Raw genomic sequence first — 17712 nt, forward strand, 5'->3', positions numbered from 1 at the left:
TTTGGCACGCTGTTGAGTTCTCAAGGAACGGTCGCTTCCTTTGTACTCACCCTCTCGGGCTTTCCTCCGGGCGCTTCCCTTCGGTCTTGCGTTTCAAACTCTACCAGGCTTTTTCCGTCTCTCTGACCACCCTCCTGCGAGCATGCAGAAGAAGATCCGAGATCAGGATCTGATGAGTTTGGTTGCCGCCCGGAGCCGGACACTGTTTCGCGTCTCTCTGCCCCGAGCAGGAGTACGACTGTACACGCGGCTCGGAACGCCATGCAAATCGCCATGGTTGGTGGTCTAGACCACTAGCTGGTAGCTTCTATCCGGAACCGCCAGTTCATTTGACATACGCTGCTGCTCAGTGCGCCGTCCGGGACAGGCGGTGACGGTCCGCGAGCAGCTCCACTCCCTGGGAGGCTTCCCATGACCACCGTGACGTCCCCTCTCGCCGGACGGGCCATCGGGCTGGCCGCAGTGCCGGACCCGGTCTTCTCCGGGGCCATGGTCGGCCCGGGTACCGCGATCGATCCCGTGCGCGAGGCCTCCGAGGCGGTGGCGCCGGTGGACGGTGTCATCGTCTCCCTGCACCCGCACGCGTTCGTCGTGGTCGACGAGAGCGGCCACGGCGTGCTCACCCACCTCGGCATCGACACCGTCCAGCTCAACGGCGAGGGCTTCGAGCTGCTCGTCAACAAGGGGGACAAGGTCGCCCGCGGTCAGGCGGTCATCCGCTGGAACCCGGCCGCCGTCGAAGCCGCCGGCAAGTCCCCGGTGTGCCCGGTCGTCGCCCTCGAAGCCACCGCCGAGTCCCTCTCCGAGCTGCGGGAGAGCGGCGACGTGGAGGCCGGCGAGGACCTCTTCTCCTGGAAGTGACGGCCGTGCCGTCGCAGGGCGGCGAACAGGACAACCACCGCGGCGGCGGGGCCCGCCGCACTATCGGAGACGGGTGAGATGGAGACAACGCTGCGAGGCGTCGGTGTGAGCCACGGTGTGGCGATCGGCGAGGTTCGGCACATGGGCACGGCGGTGCTGGAACCGCCGGCGAAGCAGATCCCGGCCGAGGACGCCGAGCGGGAGCAGGGGCGTGCCCGGCAGGCCGTGGACGCCGTGGCCGCCGACCTGATGGCGCGCGGCAACCTGGCGGGCGGCGAGGCCCAGGCCGTGCTGGAAGCGCAGGCCATGATGGCGCAGGACCCCGAGCTGATGGCGGACGTGGACCGGCGGATCGCCGTCGGCAGCACCGCGGAGCGGGCGGTGTACGACGCGTTCGCGGCGTACCGGGAGCTGCTGGCCGGCGCCGGTGAGTACCTCGCGGGCCGCGTGGCCGACCTGGACGACGTGCGCAACCGCATCGTCGCCCGGCTGCTGGGCGTGCCGATGCCGGGTGTCCCGGACAGCGACCAGCCCTACGTCCTCGTGGCCCGGGACCTGGCTCCGGCCGACACCGCTCTGCTGGACCCGTCGCTCGTTCTCGGTTTCGTCACCGAGGAGGGCGGTCCGACCAGCCACAGCGCGATCCTCGCGCGGGCGCTGGGCGTGCCCGCCGTCGTGGCGCTGCCGGGCGCCGGTGAGCTGGCCGAGGGCACGCTCGTCGCCGTGGACGGCAGCACGGGTGATGTCTTCGTGAACCCGAGCGAGGAGCAGAAGGCGCGGCTTTCGGCCGCGGCCGCCGAGCGCAAGGCGGCGCTGGCCGCCTCCACGGGTCCGGGTGTGACCGCGGACGGGCACAAGGTGCCGCTGCTGGCCAACGTGGGCGGTCCGGCCGATGTGGCGGCGGCGGTCGAGGCCGGTGCCGAGGGCGTCGGCCTGTTCCGCACCGAGTTCCTCTTCCTGGACGACAGCAAGAAGGCTCCGTCCGAGGAGAAGCAGGTGGAGGCCTACCGGCAGGTGCTGGAGGCGTTCCCCGAGGGCCGTGTGGTCGTGCGGGTGCTGGACGCGGGCGCGGACAAGCCGCTGGACTTCCTGACGCCGGCGGACGAGCCGAACCCGGCGCTGGGCGTGCGGGGCCTGCGGACGCTGCTCGACCACCCGGAGGTGCTGCGCACCCAGCTGACGGCGCTGGCGAAGGCCGCCGAGGGGCTGCCCGTCCACCTCGAGGTGATGGCGCCCATGGTGGCGGACCGGCAGGACGCCAAGGCGTTCGCGGACGCCTGCCGGGAGGCGGGGCTCCAGGCGAAGTTCGGCGCGATGGTCGAGATCCCCTCGGCCGCGCTGCGGGCGCGCTCGATCCTGCGGGAGGTCGAGTTCCTGTCGCTGGGGACCAACGACCTCGCGCAGTACACGTTCGCCGCGGACCGGCAGGTGGGTGCGGTGTCGCGGCTCCAGGACCCGTGGCAGCCGGCGCTGCTCGACCTGGTCGCGCTGTCCGCCGAGGCGGCGAGGGCCGAGGGCAAGAGCTGCGGGGTGTGCGGTGAGGCCGCGTCCGATCCGCTGCTGGCCTGTGTGCTGACGGGCCTGGGTGTCACCTCCCTGTCCATGGGTTCGGCGTCGATTCCGTACGTCCGCGCCACGCTGGCGAAGTACACGCTGGCGCAGTGCGAGCGGGCCGCGGCGGCGGCGCGTGCGGCGGACAGTGCCGAGGAGGCGCGCGGCGCGGCCCAGGCGGTGCTGTCCGGCGAGTAGCCGTACCGGTTGCCTTCGGGTGCCGGCATCAGGGGCGTCCTGCCTTCGGGCGGGGCGCCCCTGACGTGTTCCGTGGGGGCCGGTGGGTCAGTGGCGGTGGTCCGAGGTGCTGTCGCCGTCGCCGAGGCCGGGGGGCGTGCCGTAGTCGACGCCGGACTCGGGTGCGATGAGGTCGCCGGATTCGACGTCGGTGCAGTAGGCGTCGAAGACTTCCGCGGCCGTCAGGGGTTCGAGGGTGCCGCCGCGCAGTCGCCAGCCGTAGACGCGGTCGGCGGTGCCGGGGGCGGTGGTGCGGATGACGAGTCCGCCGGGGCTGCGGGTGGCGAGTCCGAGGGCGAGGACGCTGGTGAATTCCAGGGCCTCGGCCTCGTCCAGGCGGGTGGCGCCGTGGCCGTCCTCGTCTCCGTGCAGCACGGAGACGAGGGTGTCCGGTGGTCCGGAGACGGTGCAGACGAGGTGCCTGTCGCCGGGCGGCGCGGTGTCGAGGATGCGCGCCAGGAGTGCGGAGGCGCGGGTGAAGGCGGCCCTGCCGATGTCCTCGCCGCAGGTCGGGCAGGGGCCGAGGCGGGTGAGGAGGGTGGTGGCGTACTCCCAGGTGGCCTGGCGGACGGCTTCGTCCACGAGCTGGGGCAGGAGGTCGGCGAGCGGGCGGCCGTCGTAGGAGACGGTGGGGCCGGTGGCCGCGAGCTGTGCGGTGAACCGGGTGCGGCTGGCCGGGGTGTCCGGGTCGAGGCCGGTGTCCGCGCAGTACGCGGCGTAGTCCTCGGGGTCGAAGAGGGCCAGTGTGGTGTGGCTGCCCTGTGCGGCGCGGGTCTTCAGGACCGTTTCGAGGTGGCGGAGGTATGCCGTGTGGTCGTCGAAGGTGAAGCTGCGGTAGCGCCGCATGGCGCGGAAGTCGTGGTCGTCGGTGAGGACGCCGATGGTGCCGGCGATCTCGCGGCGCAGGACGCGTCGCATGGTCTGGTGGTCGGTGTGCGCCATGATTCCCCCAATGCGCGGTCGATCAATGCTCACTCACCGTAACCGGCGGGACTGACAACGGGGGTGCGCAGGCGGGCGCGGACCTGGGGGCCGGAAGTGTTTTCCCAGGTCGAGGCGCGAGTTTGGGGGCGGTCGGTCCCGGGCCCGTGGTCGGGTCCGGTGGGTCCGGGACCTGTGCGGAGGGTGACGTTCCGGTGGGTCAGGCGCGTTCGCGGGCCAGTCGCTCGTAGAAGCCGAGCAGGGCGAGGTTGTCGATGGATCCGGGGTTGACCGCCTTCTCCAGGGGGGTGCCCTGCAGGAGGCGCTTGACCGGGACCTCGATGCGCTTGCCGGTGAGGGTGTGCGGGATGCCCGGGACCTCGATGACCTCGTCGGGGACGTGCCGGGGGGAGAGCTGTTCGCGGATGGCCCGCTTGACGCGGTCCAGGAGTGCCTCGTCCAGGACGGCGCCCGGTGCGAGGTGCACGAACAGGGGCATCCAGTAGCCGCCGTCGGGCTGCTCGACGCCGATGACGAGCGATTCCCTGATCTCGGGCAGGCGCTCGACGACCTCGTAGATGTCGGCCGAGCCCATGCGGACGCCCTGCCGGTTCAGGGTGGAGTCGGAGCGGCCGTGGATGATCACGGTGCCCCGGGTGGTGAGGGTGATCCAGTCGCCGTGGCGCCAGACGCCGGGGTAGGTGTCGAAGTAGCTGTCGTGGTAGCGGCTGCCGTCGGGGTCGTTCCAGAAGCGGATCGGCATGGACGGCATGGGCTGGGTGACGACCAGTTCGCCGACCTCGTCGACGAGGGGCTTGCCGTCCGGGTCCCAGGAGCGCAGGTCGGTGCCGAGGCCGGGTGCCTGGAGTTCGCCGGTGTACACGGGGAGGGTGGGTACGGCTCCGGCGAAGCAGGAGCAGACGTCCGTGCCGCCGCTGACGGAGGCGATCCACAGGTCGGCCCCGCTCTCGGCGAACTCGTCGTGCAGCCAGCGGAAGCCGTCGGGGGGCAGCGGGGAGCCGGTGGTGGCGACGCACTCGACCGTGGACAGGTCGTGGTCGCGGGCGGGGTGGACGCCGGCCTTGCGGCAGGCCATCACGTAGGCGGCGGAGGTGCCGAAGAGGGTGGCGCGGGTGCGCTCGGCGATCCGCCACTGGGCGCCGGTGTCGGGGTGGCCGGGGCTGCCGTCGTAGAGGACGACCGTGGTGCCCGTGAGGAGGCCGGAGACGAGGAAGTTCCACATCATCCAGCCGGTCGAGGTGTACCAGAAGAAGCGGTCCTCGGGGCCGAGGTCGCAGTGCAGGCCGAGCTGTTTGAGGTGTTCGACGAGGATGCCGCCCTGCGACTGGACGATGGCCTTGGGCAGGCCGGTCGTGCCGGAGGAGTACAGCACCCACAGCGGGTGGTCGAAGGGGACCTGTTCGTAGACGGGCTCGGTGTCCGCCGCCGTCAGTTCCGACCAGGCGAGGGTGCCCTCGGGGGTCTCGGTGCCCAGCAGCGGGACGTGGACGACGGCGCGCAGGGTGGGCAGTTCGCGGCGCAGTTCGGCGACGGTGTCGCGGCGGTCGTGTTCCTTGCCGCCGTAGCGGTAGCCGTCGACGGCGAACAGGACGACGGGTTCGACCTGCTGGAAGCGGTCGAGGACGCTGCGGGCGCCGAAGTCGGGGGCGCAGGAGGTCCAGACGGCGCCGACGGCGGCCGTGGCGAGGAGGGCGACGACGGCTTCCGGGATGTTCGGGAGGTAGCCGCTGACGCGGTCGCCCGGGCGCACGCCGAGCGCGCGGAGTCCGGCGGCCAGGGAGCCGACCTGGCGGCGCAGCTCGGACCAGGTCACCGGGCGGGGTTCGTGGGTCTCGTCCACGCACAGGAGGGCGGGTTCGCCGGCGCGGTCGGCGGCGGCGCGCAGGGCGTGTTCGGCGTAGTTCAGGGTGGCGCCGGGGAACCAGCGGGCACCGGGCATGGCGCGGTCGTCGAGCACGCGTGTCCAGGGGGTGGAGAAGCGCACGTCGAACCATTCGGTGACGGCTTTCCAGAAGGTGTCGAGCCGGTCGACGGACCACCGGTGCAGGGCCGGGTAACCGCCCTCGGCCGGGGCGCCGTGGTGTTCGGCGGCCCATGCCTGGAACCGGGTGATGCGGGCCTGGGCGATCCGTTCGGGATCGGGCTGCCAGAGCGGCTGGGGGTTCGCGGTCGACATCGGTGGCTCCCGGGCTGTGCGCGTCGTGTGCGTCGGTCCGCGCACGGGCTGGGGTGTGCGCGTGACGCGGCTGACACGGACGATGCCATGTGATCGACTTCTGCACCAGGGTGCGCCGCACATAGTCCGCGTCGTGAAGATGTGGCCCAGGCACGGGTGAACGGCAGTTGAACGGCGCCCGCGCGTGGGGCGCTCGGTGGCAGGGTGAGCAGCATGGACGGTCGTGACCTGGTGCGTTCGATGAGTGTGGTCGGTTCGGGGAGGGCGGCTCGGGGGTTGCGCACCGTGCGGGCCGCGTGGCGCAGGAGGCGGATCGACGCGGCGGGGCTGCCGCGGCGGGGGCCGGAGCGGGCCCGGGTGCCGGGGCGGGTGCAGGGCGTGGAGCCGGGTCCGGGCGGCGGTGTGATCCGGTTCGGGCGCTCCGAGCTGCGGATCGTCGTGGCGGCGAACGGAGCGGTGTTCTGGGGGTGGGACGGGGCGGCCGCGGTGCCGTCGTACGCGCTGGCGGGGAGCGGTCCGGAGCCGGATCCGCGGGCGGTGCTGGAGCCGGACAAGGACGGCGGCTGGCGGGTGGTGGCCGAGCGGGTGACGGTGGTCGTGTCCCGGCACGGTGCGGTGCAGGTGTGCACGCCGGGCGGGGTGGTGCTGCGGCGGGATCTGCCGCCGCGCTGGTGGGAACCGGTCGGCGGGGGCACGGCACGGTGGACGCAGCGGTCGGAGGTGGCGGCGGACGCCCGGTTCTTCGGGCTGGGCGGTCGGGCGTCCGGGCCGCGGCTGCGGGACGGCAGGTACCGACTGTGGAACACCGACCCGGGCCGTGCGTTCGGGCCCGGTGACGATCCGCTGTACCTGACGATGCCGGTGCAGCTGGTGGTGGCGGACGCGGGCACGCATCTGGTGTTCCACGACACCACCTGGGACGGCTCGGTGGTGCTGCGGGAGGGCGAGGAGGGCGCCGGGTCCGGGCACGACCGGGCGGGCCGCTGCGAGGTGCACATGGACGGCGGGCCGCTGCGCTGCTGGGCGATGGTGGGCACTCCCGCGCGCGTGCTGTACACGTGGGCCTCGCTGACCGGGGCGCCCGCGCTGCCGCCCGCGTGGGCCCTCGGGCACCAGCACGCGCCGCGGGACGCCGGCGGCGAGCAGGAGGTGCGCCGGATCGTCTCCGGTTATCAGGAGCGGGGCCTGCCGCTGGACGCGGTGCATCTCGGCATCGGCCACCACGAGGACCACCGGGTGTTCACCGTCGACCAGGACCGCTTCCCCAAGCTGCCGGTGCTGGCGGAGGAGCTGCGCCGGGACGGGATACGGCTGGTGTCGGCCGTGGAGCCGGCGGTGCGGGCGGAAGAGGGCGACGCGGTGTACGACGGCGGTGCGGCCGTGGACGCGTTCGTGCGGGACGCGCGGGGCCGCACGGTGGAGGGTGAGGCGCGGGCCGGCGGGTCCGTCTTCCCGGACTTCACGCACGCGCGCGTGCGCGCGTGGTGGGGCGGGCTGTACCGGGAGCGGCTGGAACAGGGCTTCGCGGGGTTCTGGCACGACATGGACGAGCCGACGTCGTTCAGCGCCTTCGGTGAGCCCACGCTGCCCCGGTCGGCCCGGCACGCCCTGGAGGGGCGCGGCGGCGACCACCGGGAGGCGCACAACGTGTACGCGCTGTGCATGGCCCGGGCGGCCTATGCGGGGCTGCGCGAGCTGGCGCCCGGGGAGCGGCCCTTCGTGGTCTCCCGTTCGGGCTGGGCGGGGTCGCAGCGGTACGGGGGCACGTGGTCGGGGGCCGTGGCGACGGGCTGGCCGGGGCTGCGGGCGTCGCTGTCGCTGGTGCTGGGGCTGGGACTGTGCGGCGTGCCGTACTCGGGTCCGGACGTGGGCGGCTGCGACGGCGGTCCGTCACCGGAGCTGTATCTGCGGTGGTTCCAGCTGGGTGCGTACCTGCCGTTGTTCCGCACCCACGCCGGTCCGCGGGCGGGGCGCCGGGAGCCGTGGGAGTTCGGCGCCGAGGTGCTGGAGCACGCGCGCGCGGCCCTGCTCGAACGCCGGCGGCTGCTGCCGTACTTCCTGACGCTGGCGCAGTTGGCCCGGCGGACCGGGGCGCCCTATGTGCGGCCGCTGTGGTGGGGGTCGCCGGAGGACCGGGCGCTGCGCGACTGCGAGGACGCGTTCCTGCTGGGCGACGGCCTGCTGGTGGCCCCGGTGCTGGAGCCCGGTGCGAGCCGGCGTGCGGTGCGCCTGCCGCGGGGCCGCTGGTACGACACGGTGACGGAGGAGGTCCACGAGGGGCCGGTGCGGGTGGTGGCCGACGCGCCGCTGTCCCGGGTGCCGGTCTTCGCGCGCGCGGGGGCGGTGCTGCCCGTGCGGGGGGCCGGCGGCGGGCTGGAGCTGGAGGTGTGGGCGCCCGCGCGCGGGCGGGCCGGGGGCGGCCTGGTGGTGCCGGACGCGGGCGACGGGTGGGCGGAACCGGAGATCGAGCGCTACGCGGCCCGCCGGCAGGAGGGGCGGGTGGTGGTCACCCGGGAGCGGGAGGACGGCCCGGCCGAGCCGCCCTACCCGGTGCGCGTGCGCGGGCTGGGGTGACCGGCGCGGGTTCACACGTAGCGGCCCTCGAACCAGGCTTTGACGGCCACGGTGTGCAGCGGGAAGGCGAGTTCCCCGGGCCGGCGCAGCAGGTGCCAGCCCTCGGTCTCGTCCGTGGGGCCGGAGGGCGGCAGTCCGTCGGCCGGGCGTTCGGGGAGCAGCCCGAACAGCAGCAGGTGCCCGTCGGGGGCGCTCATGGCGTCCACGAGCCGCACGTCGCGGGCGGCCGCGTGGATGCCGGTCTCCTCCTCGAGTTCGCGGACGACGGCCTGCTTCCAGTCCTCGCGGTCGTCGACGTAGCCGCCGGGCAGGGCCGTGCCGCCGCGCGCGGGGGCGACGGTGCGGGTGATGACGACCAGGGAGGTGCCCTTGGCGTCGTACACGGGCTGGAGCGCGATCGCGACCGGCAGCGGGTTGCGGTAGGCGGTGGCACCGCAGGACGGGCAGGTCCGCGGCCAGCCGGTGATGCCCTCTCCATAGGGCGCTCCGCAGCTCGAACAGTGGGAGTCCGGCACGCAATTGGCAGATGGTTGTCGAGTTTCGGACACGCGCGGACTGTATCCGATCACGATAGGGGCGTGTTCCGGCAGTGACGCCTCAGGAACGGGCGGAGAACGGGCGGATCGGGAAGAGGCGGCCGGAATCACCCCCGTCGGTCCCGGCCGCCCCTCCTGTAACACGACGCCGTTCGGGGCCGTTCGGTTCACCGCGGCAGTCTGCGCATTTCACTTTGCCCGCGGTGCACAACTGATGCTCCGTCAAATGCCTTCCGCGAGGAGAGGGTCTGCCGCGTACCCGCACACCCGCGGATCCGGACGCCCGCCCACTCTGCGTGATCATCACGGAATCCTGCGTGAACGTCTCATGAACTGCGCCAGGTCGTGCGCGGGCGGCGCCATCATGCTCCCGTGCACTCCTGGACGGATACTCTCCGCTTCGCCTTCCAGCCGGTGGTCAACCTGAGGACGGGCGCGGTCGCCGCACTGGAGGCACTCGCCCGCCCGGAAACCGGCGACATCCTGGCCGAGGCCCGCCGGGACCCCGAGCTGGACGGCAGGCTGGCCGTGCTGGCGTTCCGCGCGGCGGCACGCAGGGAGACGCTGCTGCCGCTGCACCTGAACGTGTTCGCGGGCACGCTCGCCGACCTGGGCGGCCTCACCCCGCTGCACGACGCGGTGCGCGGCGCGGGGCGCATGCCCTGGGAGGTGACGCTCGACATCGTCCCGCCCTTCACGCACGTGCCGCACCGCGCCCTGCTGGAGGCGGTGGCCTCGCTGCGCGAGCAGGGGTTCCGGATCAGCGCGGACGGCATCGGGGACGGCGACGTGCCGCTCAGGCTGCTCACCGACCTCTCCCCCGGCCTGGTCAAGCTCGACGCCTCCCTGCTGGCGCGGCCGGCCGCGGTACGGGCGATGCGGACGCTGTGCGAGGAGCTGGGCGCCCTGGTCGCGGTGGAGGGCGTGGAGACCGAGCACCAGTACGCGGCGGCCCTGGCGGCCGGTGCCCAACTGGCCCAGGGCGAGCTGTTCGCGCCGCCGGCCCGGATCCCCGTGGTGGACGTGTACGTTCCGCCCCGCGCGCCCGGTGCCGTGGCCGTACCCCGGTCCGGGCCGTCGGTGCGGGAGTTCGTGCGGCCCGCCGCCGTGCTGCCGCTGTCCGCCTCGGCCGAGCGGGTGCGGGCCCTGCTGACCGGTTCCCCGGACGTCTCCGGGGTGCTGCTGGTGGACGCGTCCGGGCGTCCCGTCCGGTCGGTGCACCGTTCGCGCTTCCTGCTGTCGATGTCGACCCGCTACGGGCATGCCCTGTACGCCGGCCGTCCCGCGTCCAAACTGGGCGACACGCCCCGCACGGTCGGGGTGGACGCCACGGCCTGGCAGGTGCTGGACGTGGTGGCGGACGGCGGCCGGGACCGGACCTCGGACGACGTCGCGGTGGTCGACGAACAGGGCCGGTGCGTGGGCGTCGTACGGCTCGCGGATCTGGTGCGGGCGCTGGCCGAGAGCCGGGTGGAGGAGGCGGCCGGGCTCAACCCGCTGACCCGGCTGCCCGGTTCGGACGCCATCGTGGGCGAGGTGGACCGGCGGATCTCCGAGGGCCGGGCCTTCGCGCTCAGCTGGCTGGACATCGACCACTTCAAGCAGGTCAACGACGGGGCCGGGTTCGCCGCGGGCGACGAGCTGATCCGCGCGGTCGGCGGCGCGCTCCGGCGGGCGGCGGGGCAGGCCCGGGTGGGGCACATCGGCGGGGACGACTTCCTGGTGCTGGCCGACGAGGAGGCGCTCGATCCGCTGGCGAGCGCCGTGCTGGACGCGTCCTGGGCGGCGGGCGGACGGCCGGTCACGCTGTCCCTGGCGACCGTCGTCTGCGCGCCGGGCACCGTCGGGGACCATCACCAGGCCGCCGCGTGGCTCGCCGAGCTGAAGAAGGCGGCCAAGGCGCTGCACGGCGCGAGCTGGGTGCTCGGCCGGGCCGGGCTCCCCGGCCACGAGATCCGGCGCGGCGGCCCGGGACCGGCCCCGGCGGGAACCGGAATGGCGGCCGCCGAACCACGGTGGTGAACCGCCGCCCCGTGCGGGGCCGTCCGCCACGGTGACCGCGGCGCGCCCGTACCGGCGCCGCGGCGGGCGGCCCGGGGTCACCGCCGCCGTCCACAGCCTTGACGCCCCCGCGGCGCCGGTGAAAACTTCCCGGTGTCAGCCGACATCGCCGTACATTCCCGGCGTTATCCGGCACTACGGCGCGACTGCGTCCTGCCCCACGGCCCGGCCGCGGGGCGCTCCGGCTGCCCCACAGGACCACGGCCCGTACCCCGGTCGGCGGGGGTGCGGGCCGTGCCCGGCGGCCGGTGGCGAGAGGGGACAGGGGGCCGGCCGGTGGCGAGAGGGGGCGGGCGGTCAGCCGGTGGCGGCCCGGCGTTGCCCGGCCGTGTACGCCATCGCGTGCCGCACGAGTCCGATGAGCACCTCCTTGACCGACTCCCGGTCCCGGGCGTCGCACAGCAGGAGGGGCACCCCGTCGTCGAGGTCGAGCGCCTGGCGGACGGACTCGGCGGGGTACCGCGCGGCGCCCTCGAAGCAGTTGATGCCGACGACGAAGGGGATGGAACGCCGCTCGAAGTAGTCCACGGCGGCGAAGCAGTCCTCCAGGCGGCGGGTGTCGGCGAGGACGACGGCGCCGAGCGCGCCCTCGGACAGCTCGTCCCACATGAACCAGAACCGCTCCTGCCCGGGCGTGCCGAACAGGTACAGCACCAGGTCCTCGCGCACCGTGATGCGGCCGAAGTCCATGGCCACCGTGGTGGTGTGCTTGCCCTCCACACCGCTCGTGTCGTCGACCGGCCGCCCGGCCTCGGTCAGCAACTCCTCGGTGCGCAGCGGTCTGATCTCGCTGACCGCGCCGACGAGCGTCGTCTTGCCCACGCCGAAGCCGCCGGCCACGAGGATCTTGAGCGTGACGGGCTCGACCGGGGGCTTGCCGCGCTCAGAACGCCCGAAGATCATCGATCTCTTCTCCTGCTTGATGGGGGTCGGGCGACGGTCGGCCGTGGCCGCCGCCACCGGGGGTCTCGATGACGAGTACGGCTGCGGGGCCGGCACCGGCCGAGCCGTTCGAGCCGTTCCCGCCCGGGGCAGTGCCGGTGCCGGCGGTCCGCTCCACCCGGTCCGCGGCGGGCCACGGCGTCCGCGAGGGTGCCGCCCGGTCCACCCGGAACTGCCGGCCAGTCACGTCGCTACCCCGCTCCCGCGCCGGTCACAGCGCCCGGAGGCCGTTGATCACGTCGCGCAGAATACTCTCGTCCGGCAGCTCGGCCGGCGGCACCGGGCGGGTCACGTGGACGAAACCGGTGTGCACCAGGTCGCCGATGAGGACGCGGACCACGCCGATGGGCAGGTCCAGTTCCGCGGCCAGTTCGGCGACCGACTGGGGCTCGTCCCGGCAGAGCCCGACGATGTCCACGTGCTCCGGGGACATCGTCGGATCCGCTTCCGGGTCGCCGGCGTCGGGCTCCGTGACGACCACGGCGATCAGATCGAGGCGGTGCTGGCCCTCACTCGTGGTGCGGCCGCGTGTCATGGCGTACGGCCGCACGACCGGCCCGGCCTCGTCGTCGAACCAGTGGTTTCTTCCCTGACCGTCTCCGCTCATGCCATCCCACTACCCGCCTGCGGACAGATCGGTGCGCGGGGCGGTGCCCAGATGCACGCCGACCCGCTTGACCAGCAGCGTCATCTCGTAGGCGACCTGTCCGACGTCGGAGTCGGCGTCCGAGAGGACGGCGAGGCAGCTGCCGTCGCCGGCGGCGGTGACGAACAGGAAGGCACCGTCCAGCTCGACGATGGTCTGCCGGACGCCGCCCGCGTCGAAGTGGCGGCCGACGCCCTTGGCGAGGCTGTGGAACCCGGACGCGACGGCGGCCAGGTGCTCGCTGTCCTCCCTGGTCAGGTCCTTGGACACTCCCGTCGGCAGTCCGTCGCCGGACAGGATGACCGCCTTGCGGATGCTGGCGACCCGGTCCACCAGGTCGTCCAGGAGCCAGTTCAGCTCCCCCTTGTTCGTCGCCGTGTGGCCGGTGGCCTTCGGTGCGGTCATCGACCGTCTCCCTTGGTCGTTCCTTGTGCTGTGCCGTCCCGGGCCCCGTCGCCCGCGGCGTTCTCCTCCCGGCCGCGCTGCCAGCCGCGCTGGAGCGAGGCCATCCTGCTGCGGACCTCGTCGGCGTCGCGGTCGTCGGGCTGTGCCGCGCGCGCGGCGCGCCGTTCGGTGTCCTGCTTGAGCTGGGGCGCCAGGCTGGCCTGCCGCACGCGCCGGGGCAGCGGCCGGGCGCCGGGCGCCGGGGCCGTGCCGCCGGCCGGCCCGGTCGGGCTGCCGGCGGGCGGTGCCGGGTCGGCCGGGCCGCCGGTGCCGGGTGTCCCGGTCCGGGTGCGCCGGGGCAGCGCGGGGGCCTCGGGCGTGCCGTCGGTGTTCCCGGCCGGGGTGGCGGCCCGGTTCCCGGGCGGGTCGCCGATGCCGGCGGGGCGCCGGGCGGCGCCGCCACGGCGGCGGGAGGGCAGCGGGGCCAGTCCGCCCGGGTCGGTGTCCTGCGGTCCGGCGGCGGGTCCCGGGGCGGGTTCGCCGCGGCGGGAGCGCTGGTCGGTGACGGGCTTGCCGTGCGAGCTGACCAGCTTGGGCGTCTGCCGCCGGGGCAGCGGTACGGTCCCCCGGTCGCCGGACTCGTGGTGCGGCGGCCGGCCGGCCGGATCGTCGCCGTCCGGGCGGGAGCGGCGGGGGCGGAACAGGCCGCCGCGCTCGCTGTCCTCGTCCGGGAGGGCACCGGGGAAGTCGTCCAGCGCGTCGAGGTCGACGGGCGCCTCCAGCTCCACCGGTCCGTCCAGCACGGAGGTCGGCAGGCCGGGCAGCCGCAGCGGGGCCGGGGAGCGCCCGCCGCCGTGGCCGAGCGCCTGCCCGGAACCGTCACCCGGGCGGTCCCGGTCGAGCCGGAAGCCGAGGCCGTTGGTGTCCGGGACGTCCTCGGTCAGCAGCGGGTCGGGGATGAACACCACGGCGGTGGTGCCGCCGTAGGGGGACGGCTGGAGGGAGACCCGGACGTTCTGGCGCTGGGCGAGGCGGCTGACGACGAACAGGCCCAGCCGGTCGGTGTCGGAGAGTTCGAACTCGGGTGTCTCGGCGAGGCGGAGATTGGCGTCGAGCAGCGCCTCGGCCGTCATGCCGAGCCCCCGGTCGTGGATCTCCAGGGTGAAGCCGTTGGCGACCCGCTCGCCGACGACCTGGACGGCGGTGTGCGGGGGCGAGAAGACCGTGGCGTTCTCCAGGAGTTCGGCCACGAGGTGGGTGAGGTCGGCGACGGCGGGCCCGGTGACGGCGACCCGCGGCAGCCGCCGGACCTCGATGCGCTCGTAGTCCTCGACCTCGGCGACGGCGGCCCGGACGACGTCCATCAGCTGCACGGGCCGGCGCCACTGCCGGGAGGGCGCGGCTCCGGAGAGGATCACCAGGCCCTCGGCGTGGCGGCGCATCCGGGTGGTGAGGTGGTCCAGGCGGAACAGGTCGGCGAGTTCGTCGGTGTCCTCGGTACGGCGCTCCATGCTGTCGAGCAGGGTGAGCTGCTTGTGCAGCAGCACCTGGCTGCGGCGGGCGAGGTTGACGAAGACCTCGGAGACGCCGGCGCGCAGTTCGGCCTGCTTGACGGCGGCCTCCACGGCGGCGCGCTGCAGGGTGTTGAGGGCCTGCCCGACCTCGCCGATCTCGTTCTTGTCGTACTCCAGGCGGGGCACCTCGGTCTCGACGTCGACCTGTTCGCCCGCGGACAGCCGGCGCATCACGCTGGGCAGCCGGACGCCGGACGCCTCGTGCGCCTCCAGGCGCAGCTGGCGCAGGTCCCGGATGAGGGCCCGGCCGACGCGGATGGACAGGACGACCGAGACGAGGAGGGCGATCAGGCCGAGGAGGCCCACCACGGCCGCCTTCGCGATGACGCCGACGGCCACCGGGCGCATGCGGTCCTGGTAGCGGTCGCTCGCCCGGTCGTCGAGGGTGCCCAGCTCGTCCAGGACGGTGGCGGCGGTGGCGTCCCAGCTCTTGGCGGTGACCCGGCGGGGGGTGCCGGAGGCGGTGGCGACGACGGACCGTTCTGCCTCGCGCAGGGGCGCCGTGGTGGCGTTCTTCCAGAAGCGTTCGTAGCGTGCGCGTTCGGCGGCGGGCAGCAGCGGGAGGCTGATGTCGTACAGGAGGGTGCGCTGGGCGACGAGGCCGGAGATGTCACGGCTCTCGTCCCGGGTGAGCCGGCCGACGACGAGGGAGGAGCCGAGCAGGGCGTCCTCGCGGGCGAGCAGTTCCCGGGCACGGTTGATGTTGACGAGGGCGCGGGCCTGCTTCTCGACCTCGACGTCGTCGATGCCGACGAGGGAGGCCAGCAGCGCGTAGCAGGGGTCCACGAGGCGGTTGTAGCGGCCGAGCGCCTCGGACCGGGTGACGGAGCGTTTTTCGACGCCGCGGCGCAGGGAGTCCAGGCCGTCGAAGGCGTCCATGACGGTGGCCAGGTGTTCGCGGTCGTCCGCCTCCAGGTCGGCCCGGGTGTCCCCGTCCCCGGCGTGCTCGCGGAGGGTGGCGATCGCCCGGTCGGTGGCGGCGCGGGTGCGGTGCAGCGCGGACAGGGACTCGGCGGCGCGCGGGTCGGCGAGGTAGACGAGGGCCTGGCGGCGTTCCTGCTGCAGGACGCGCACGGCGTCCTCGGTGGGGTAACCGATGTCCTCGACGACGTCGGACACGCGGAACAACTGAGCCACTTCCCGGCCGGCGAACACGGTGGCGAAGGCCCAGACACCGGTCAAGGACACCAGCGGCACGAGAAGCAGCGCCACGATCTTCCGGCGGATCGACTTCCCGCGAAAGCGCATGGCCTCCCCCAGCTCGACCCCCGCTGGCCGGGGGTGTTCATGTCCGTCAGCAAACGGCGCGAGCCTACTACCGCGCCACAGATAACTCGAAGACATGTCCGGCGGGTGAAGTTCCGCACCGACGACGGGAGAGGGCGAGTTGTCCGGGCATTGGGGGAGATTGCCACCGCGATCCGGAGGATCATGTCCGGTAGCCGGTGGGAACTTCGACGGACGGTTGGCCGGATTTTTTCGCTCGGCGGGAATCTTCGCGGGTCCTCGTTCGTCCTTCTCTAGGGGACTTGGGGGCGGAATGAGCCACAGCGGCCGCGTCCCGCGTTCCGGCGGCGTAAAGCAGCGCAAGCCGGGCAGCCACTGGGGAGTCGGGGTCTTCGGGATTCCGGGGCGAGCGGTCTGCCGGCGGTGGGGAGTGACACGGTGATGGGCACGGCGGGACGGCGCGGGGCGCCCGAGGATCACGGGACGGGGCGCGCGCGGACGCGGTGGGGCGGCGAGGCGCCGGATCACGGCGGTGCGCACGGCCACGCATCGCGGTACGGCCAACGGCCGTTGTGGGTGGAGGAGCCCGCGCACCGGCATCCGGTGCCCGATCCGGTGCGTGCGGCGGCGGTGCGGGCCGTCCTCGTCATCGCGGTCACGCTGATACAGGCGATGGTGGCGTTCCTGTGCACGCTGGCCGGGTCCTGGCTGGCCTTCCCGATGGTGATGAGCGGCGTCGCGAGCACGGTGGTGGCCACCTGGGCCGTGGTCGACGTGTGGGTGACCCGCCAGGTGTGGAACCAGCGGCACGGCGTGATCTCGGAGCCGAGCAGCACGGCCCGCTCCCTCCGCCGTGAGCGCCGGGCCCGCCGCCGCCAGGAGCGCGCGGCCTCGCGGGAACAGGAGCGGATACGCCGCGGGCGCGGCGCCGGTCGGCTCTCGCACTCCTGAACGGGTGGCCCGCGGGGGCGCCGTCTCTAACGGGGACGGCGCACGGCGGGGCCGGTCGGGAAGAGGAGGGCGCGCCGGCGGACGGTCGCGATCACCCGGTGGGGTGGGCGGGGCGCTTCGATAGCATCCCGTTTCGTATGGCGCACGACGAGGCGCTCTACGCAACGAACGCGCCCGCCCCAGGTAACGAGAGCCGAGCCATGCCCCGCACCCAGAAACAGCCCGACCGCGGCGAGGAGACGGCCCCGGACCCCGGCGGCCCGGAGAGGCGGGGCGGCCGTGGGGCGGCCGGCGCGGTGCAGTCGGTGGACCGTGCCGTGAGCGTGCTGGAGATCCTCGCCCGGCACGGCGAGGCGGGCGTCACCGAGATCGCCGCGGAGCTGGCCGTCCACAAGTCCACGGCGTTCCGGCTGCTCGGCGTCCTGGAGAACCGGGGCCTGGTGGCCCAGGCCAAGGACCGCGGGAAGTACTGCCTGGGGGCCGGCGTACTGCGCCTGGCGGGGGCGGCCGCGGTGCGGCTCGACATCTCCCAGGAGGGCGTCCCGGTGTGCCGGGAGGTCGCCGACGAACTCGGCGAGACGGTCAACATCGCCGTCCTCGACGCCGACGCGGCGGTCAACATCATGCAGGCCCGCGGCACCGCGGCCGTGACCGCGCAGAACTGGCTGGGCCGGCGCACCCCGCTGCACGCCACGTCCAGCGGCAAGGTGCTCCTCGCGCACCTGGCGCCGACCCTGCGCGAGGGCCTGCTGGCGCGGCCGTTGACGCGGTTCACGGACCGCACGGTCACCGGGGCGGCGAAGCTCCGCGCCGAGCTGGAGGCCGTGGTCCGGCAGGGGTACGGCGTCACGGTCGAGGAGTTCGAGCTGGGGCTCGCCGCCGTGGCCGCACCGGTCCGCGCGCACGACGGCGAGGTGATCGCGGCGATCAGCGTCTCGGGCCCGGTGTACCGGCTGGGCGCGGACCGGTTGCCGCAGGTGGCCGAGCGTACGGTCGCGGCGGGCGCCGAGCTGTCCCGGCGGATGGGGTACGGCTTCTGAGCACCCGGGG

General features: G+C 74.0%; 13 protein-coding genes and 1 pseudogene. 6 read left to right on the plus strand and 8 right to left on the minus strand.

The features are described from left to right. Positions 1 to 411 precede the first annotated feature (411 nt). Together ACZ63H_RS21960 and ptsP are read left to right on the plus strand one after the other, a co-directional pair. The gene (locus ACZ63H_RS21960; RefSeq protein WP_469867469.1) at positions 412 to 861 is read left to right on the plus strand and encodes a PTS sugar transporter subunit IIA; all 450 of its coding nucleotides are present in this window, start codon (positions 412 to 414) and stop codon (positions 859 to 861) included. Positions 862 to 939: 78 nt separating this feature from the next. Beyond that, on the plus strand, positions 940 to 2610 hold the full coding sequence (ptsP, locus tag ACZ63H_RS21965) for a phosphoenolpyruvate--protein phosphotransferase (protein WP_469867471.1): 1671 nt from the start codon (positions 940 to 942) through the stop codon (positions 2608 to 2610). Positions 2611 to 2697: 87 nt separating this feature from the next. Here ptsP and ACZ63H_RS21970 read toward each other — a convergent pair whose 3' ends face one another. Beyond that, positions 2698 to 3591, minus strand: coding sequence for a hypothetical protein (locus ACZ63H_RS21970; protein WP_469867473.1), 894 nt, complete (start codon positions 3589 to 3591; stop codon positions 2698 to 2700). A gap of 199 nt (positions 3592 to 3790) precedes the next feature. Next, entirely contained in the window at positions 3791 to 5767 is a 1977-nt protein-coding gene (locus tag ACZ63H_RS21975) for an acetoacetate--CoA ligase (protein ID WP_469867474.1), read from the minus strand. A gap of 213 nt (positions 5768 to 5980) precedes the next feature. Between ACZ63H_RS21975 and ACZ63H_RS21980 the strand changes: the two genes are divergently transcribed. Continuing rightward, complete coding sequence (locus ACZ63H_RS21980; RefSeq protein WP_469867476.1) at positions 5981 to 8341, plus strand: glycoside hydrolase family 31 protein; 2361 nt, start codon at positions 5981 to 5983, stop codon at positions 8339 to 8341. An 11-nt stretch (positions 8342 to 8352) separates the two neighbouring features. On the opposite strand, the gene ACZ63H_RS21985 is transcribed toward ACZ63H_RS21980, so the two are convergent. Continuing rightward, positions 8353 to 8889: an NUDIX domain-containing protein gene (locus ACZ63H_RS21985; RefSeq protein ID WP_469867478.1), complete on the minus strand. Its 537-nt coding sequence runs from the start codon at positions 8887 to 8889 to the stop codon at positions 8353 to 8355. Positions 8890 to 9249: 360 nt separating this feature from the next. Here ACZ63H_RS21985 and ACZ63H_RS21990 point away from each other — a divergent pair, with 360 nt between their 5' ends. Then, positions 9250 to 10899, plus strand: coding sequence for an EAL domain-containing protein (locus ACZ63H_RS21990; RefSeq protein WP_469867480.1), 1650 nt, complete (start codon positions 9250 to 9252; stop codon positions 10897 to 10899). A gap of 336 nt (positions 10900 to 11235) precedes the next feature. On the opposite strand, the gene ACZ63H_RS21995 is transcribed toward ACZ63H_RS21990, so the two are convergent. The 5 genes and pseudogenes from ACZ63H_RS21995 to ACZ63H_RS22015 form a co-directional block, all read right to left on the minus strand. Then, a complete protein-coding gene (locus ACZ63H_RS21995; protein WP_469867481.1) occupies positions 11236 to 11841 on the minus strand; it encodes a GTP-binding protein in 606 nt (201 codons plus the stop codon). Then, positions 11822 to 12007: pseudogene (locus tag ACZ63H_RS22000) on the minus strand (hypothetical protein); the annotation flags it as partial. The pseudogene ACZ63H_RS22000 and the gene ACZ63H_RS21995, both read right to left, overlap by 20 nt. Before the next feature lie 84 nt (positions 12008 to 12091). After that, positions 12092 to 12487: a DUF742 domain-containing protein gene (locus ACZ63H_RS22005; RefSeq protein ID WP_467942106.1), complete on the minus strand. Its 396-nt coding sequence runs from the start codon at positions 12485 to 12487 to the stop codon at positions 12092 to 12094. Positions 12488 to 12496: 9 nt separating this feature from the next. Beyond that, a complete protein-coding gene (locus ACZ63H_RS22010) occupies positions 12497 to 12931 on the minus strand; it encodes a roadblock/LC7 domain-containing protein (RefSeq protein ID WP_467942107.1) in 435 nt (144 codons plus the stop codon). After that, the gene (locus tag ACZ63H_RS22015) at positions 12928 to 15732 is read right to left on the minus strand and encodes a nitrate- and nitrite sensing domain-containing protein (RefSeq protein WP_469867484.1); all 2805 of its coding nucleotides are present in this window, start codon (positions 15730 to 15732) and stop codon (positions 12928 to 12930) included. The genes ACZ63H_RS22010 and ACZ63H_RS22015 overlap by 4 nt, the downstream gene beginning before the upstream one ends. 420 nt (positions 15733 to 16152) lie before the next feature. Here ACZ63H_RS22015 and ACZ63H_RS22020 point away from each other — a divergent pair, with 420 nt between their 5' ends. Next, positions 16153 to 16662, plus strand: coding sequence for a hypothetical protein (locus ACZ63H_RS22020; protein WP_469867486.1), 510 nt, complete (start codon positions 16153 to 16155; stop codon positions 16660 to 16662). Between the two features lie 200 nt (positions 16663 to 16862). Continuing rightward, the gene (locus ACZ63H_RS22025; RefSeq protein ID WP_469867487.1) at positions 16863 to 17702 is read left to right on the plus strand and encodes an IclR family transcriptional regulator; all 840 of its coding nucleotides are present in this window, start codon (positions 16863 to 16865) and stop codon (positions 17700 to 17702) included. The last annotated feature ends 10 nt before the right edge of the window (positions 17703 to 17712 follow it).

It is taken from the genome of Streptomyces sp. NPDC104831 (assembly GCF_055583025.1).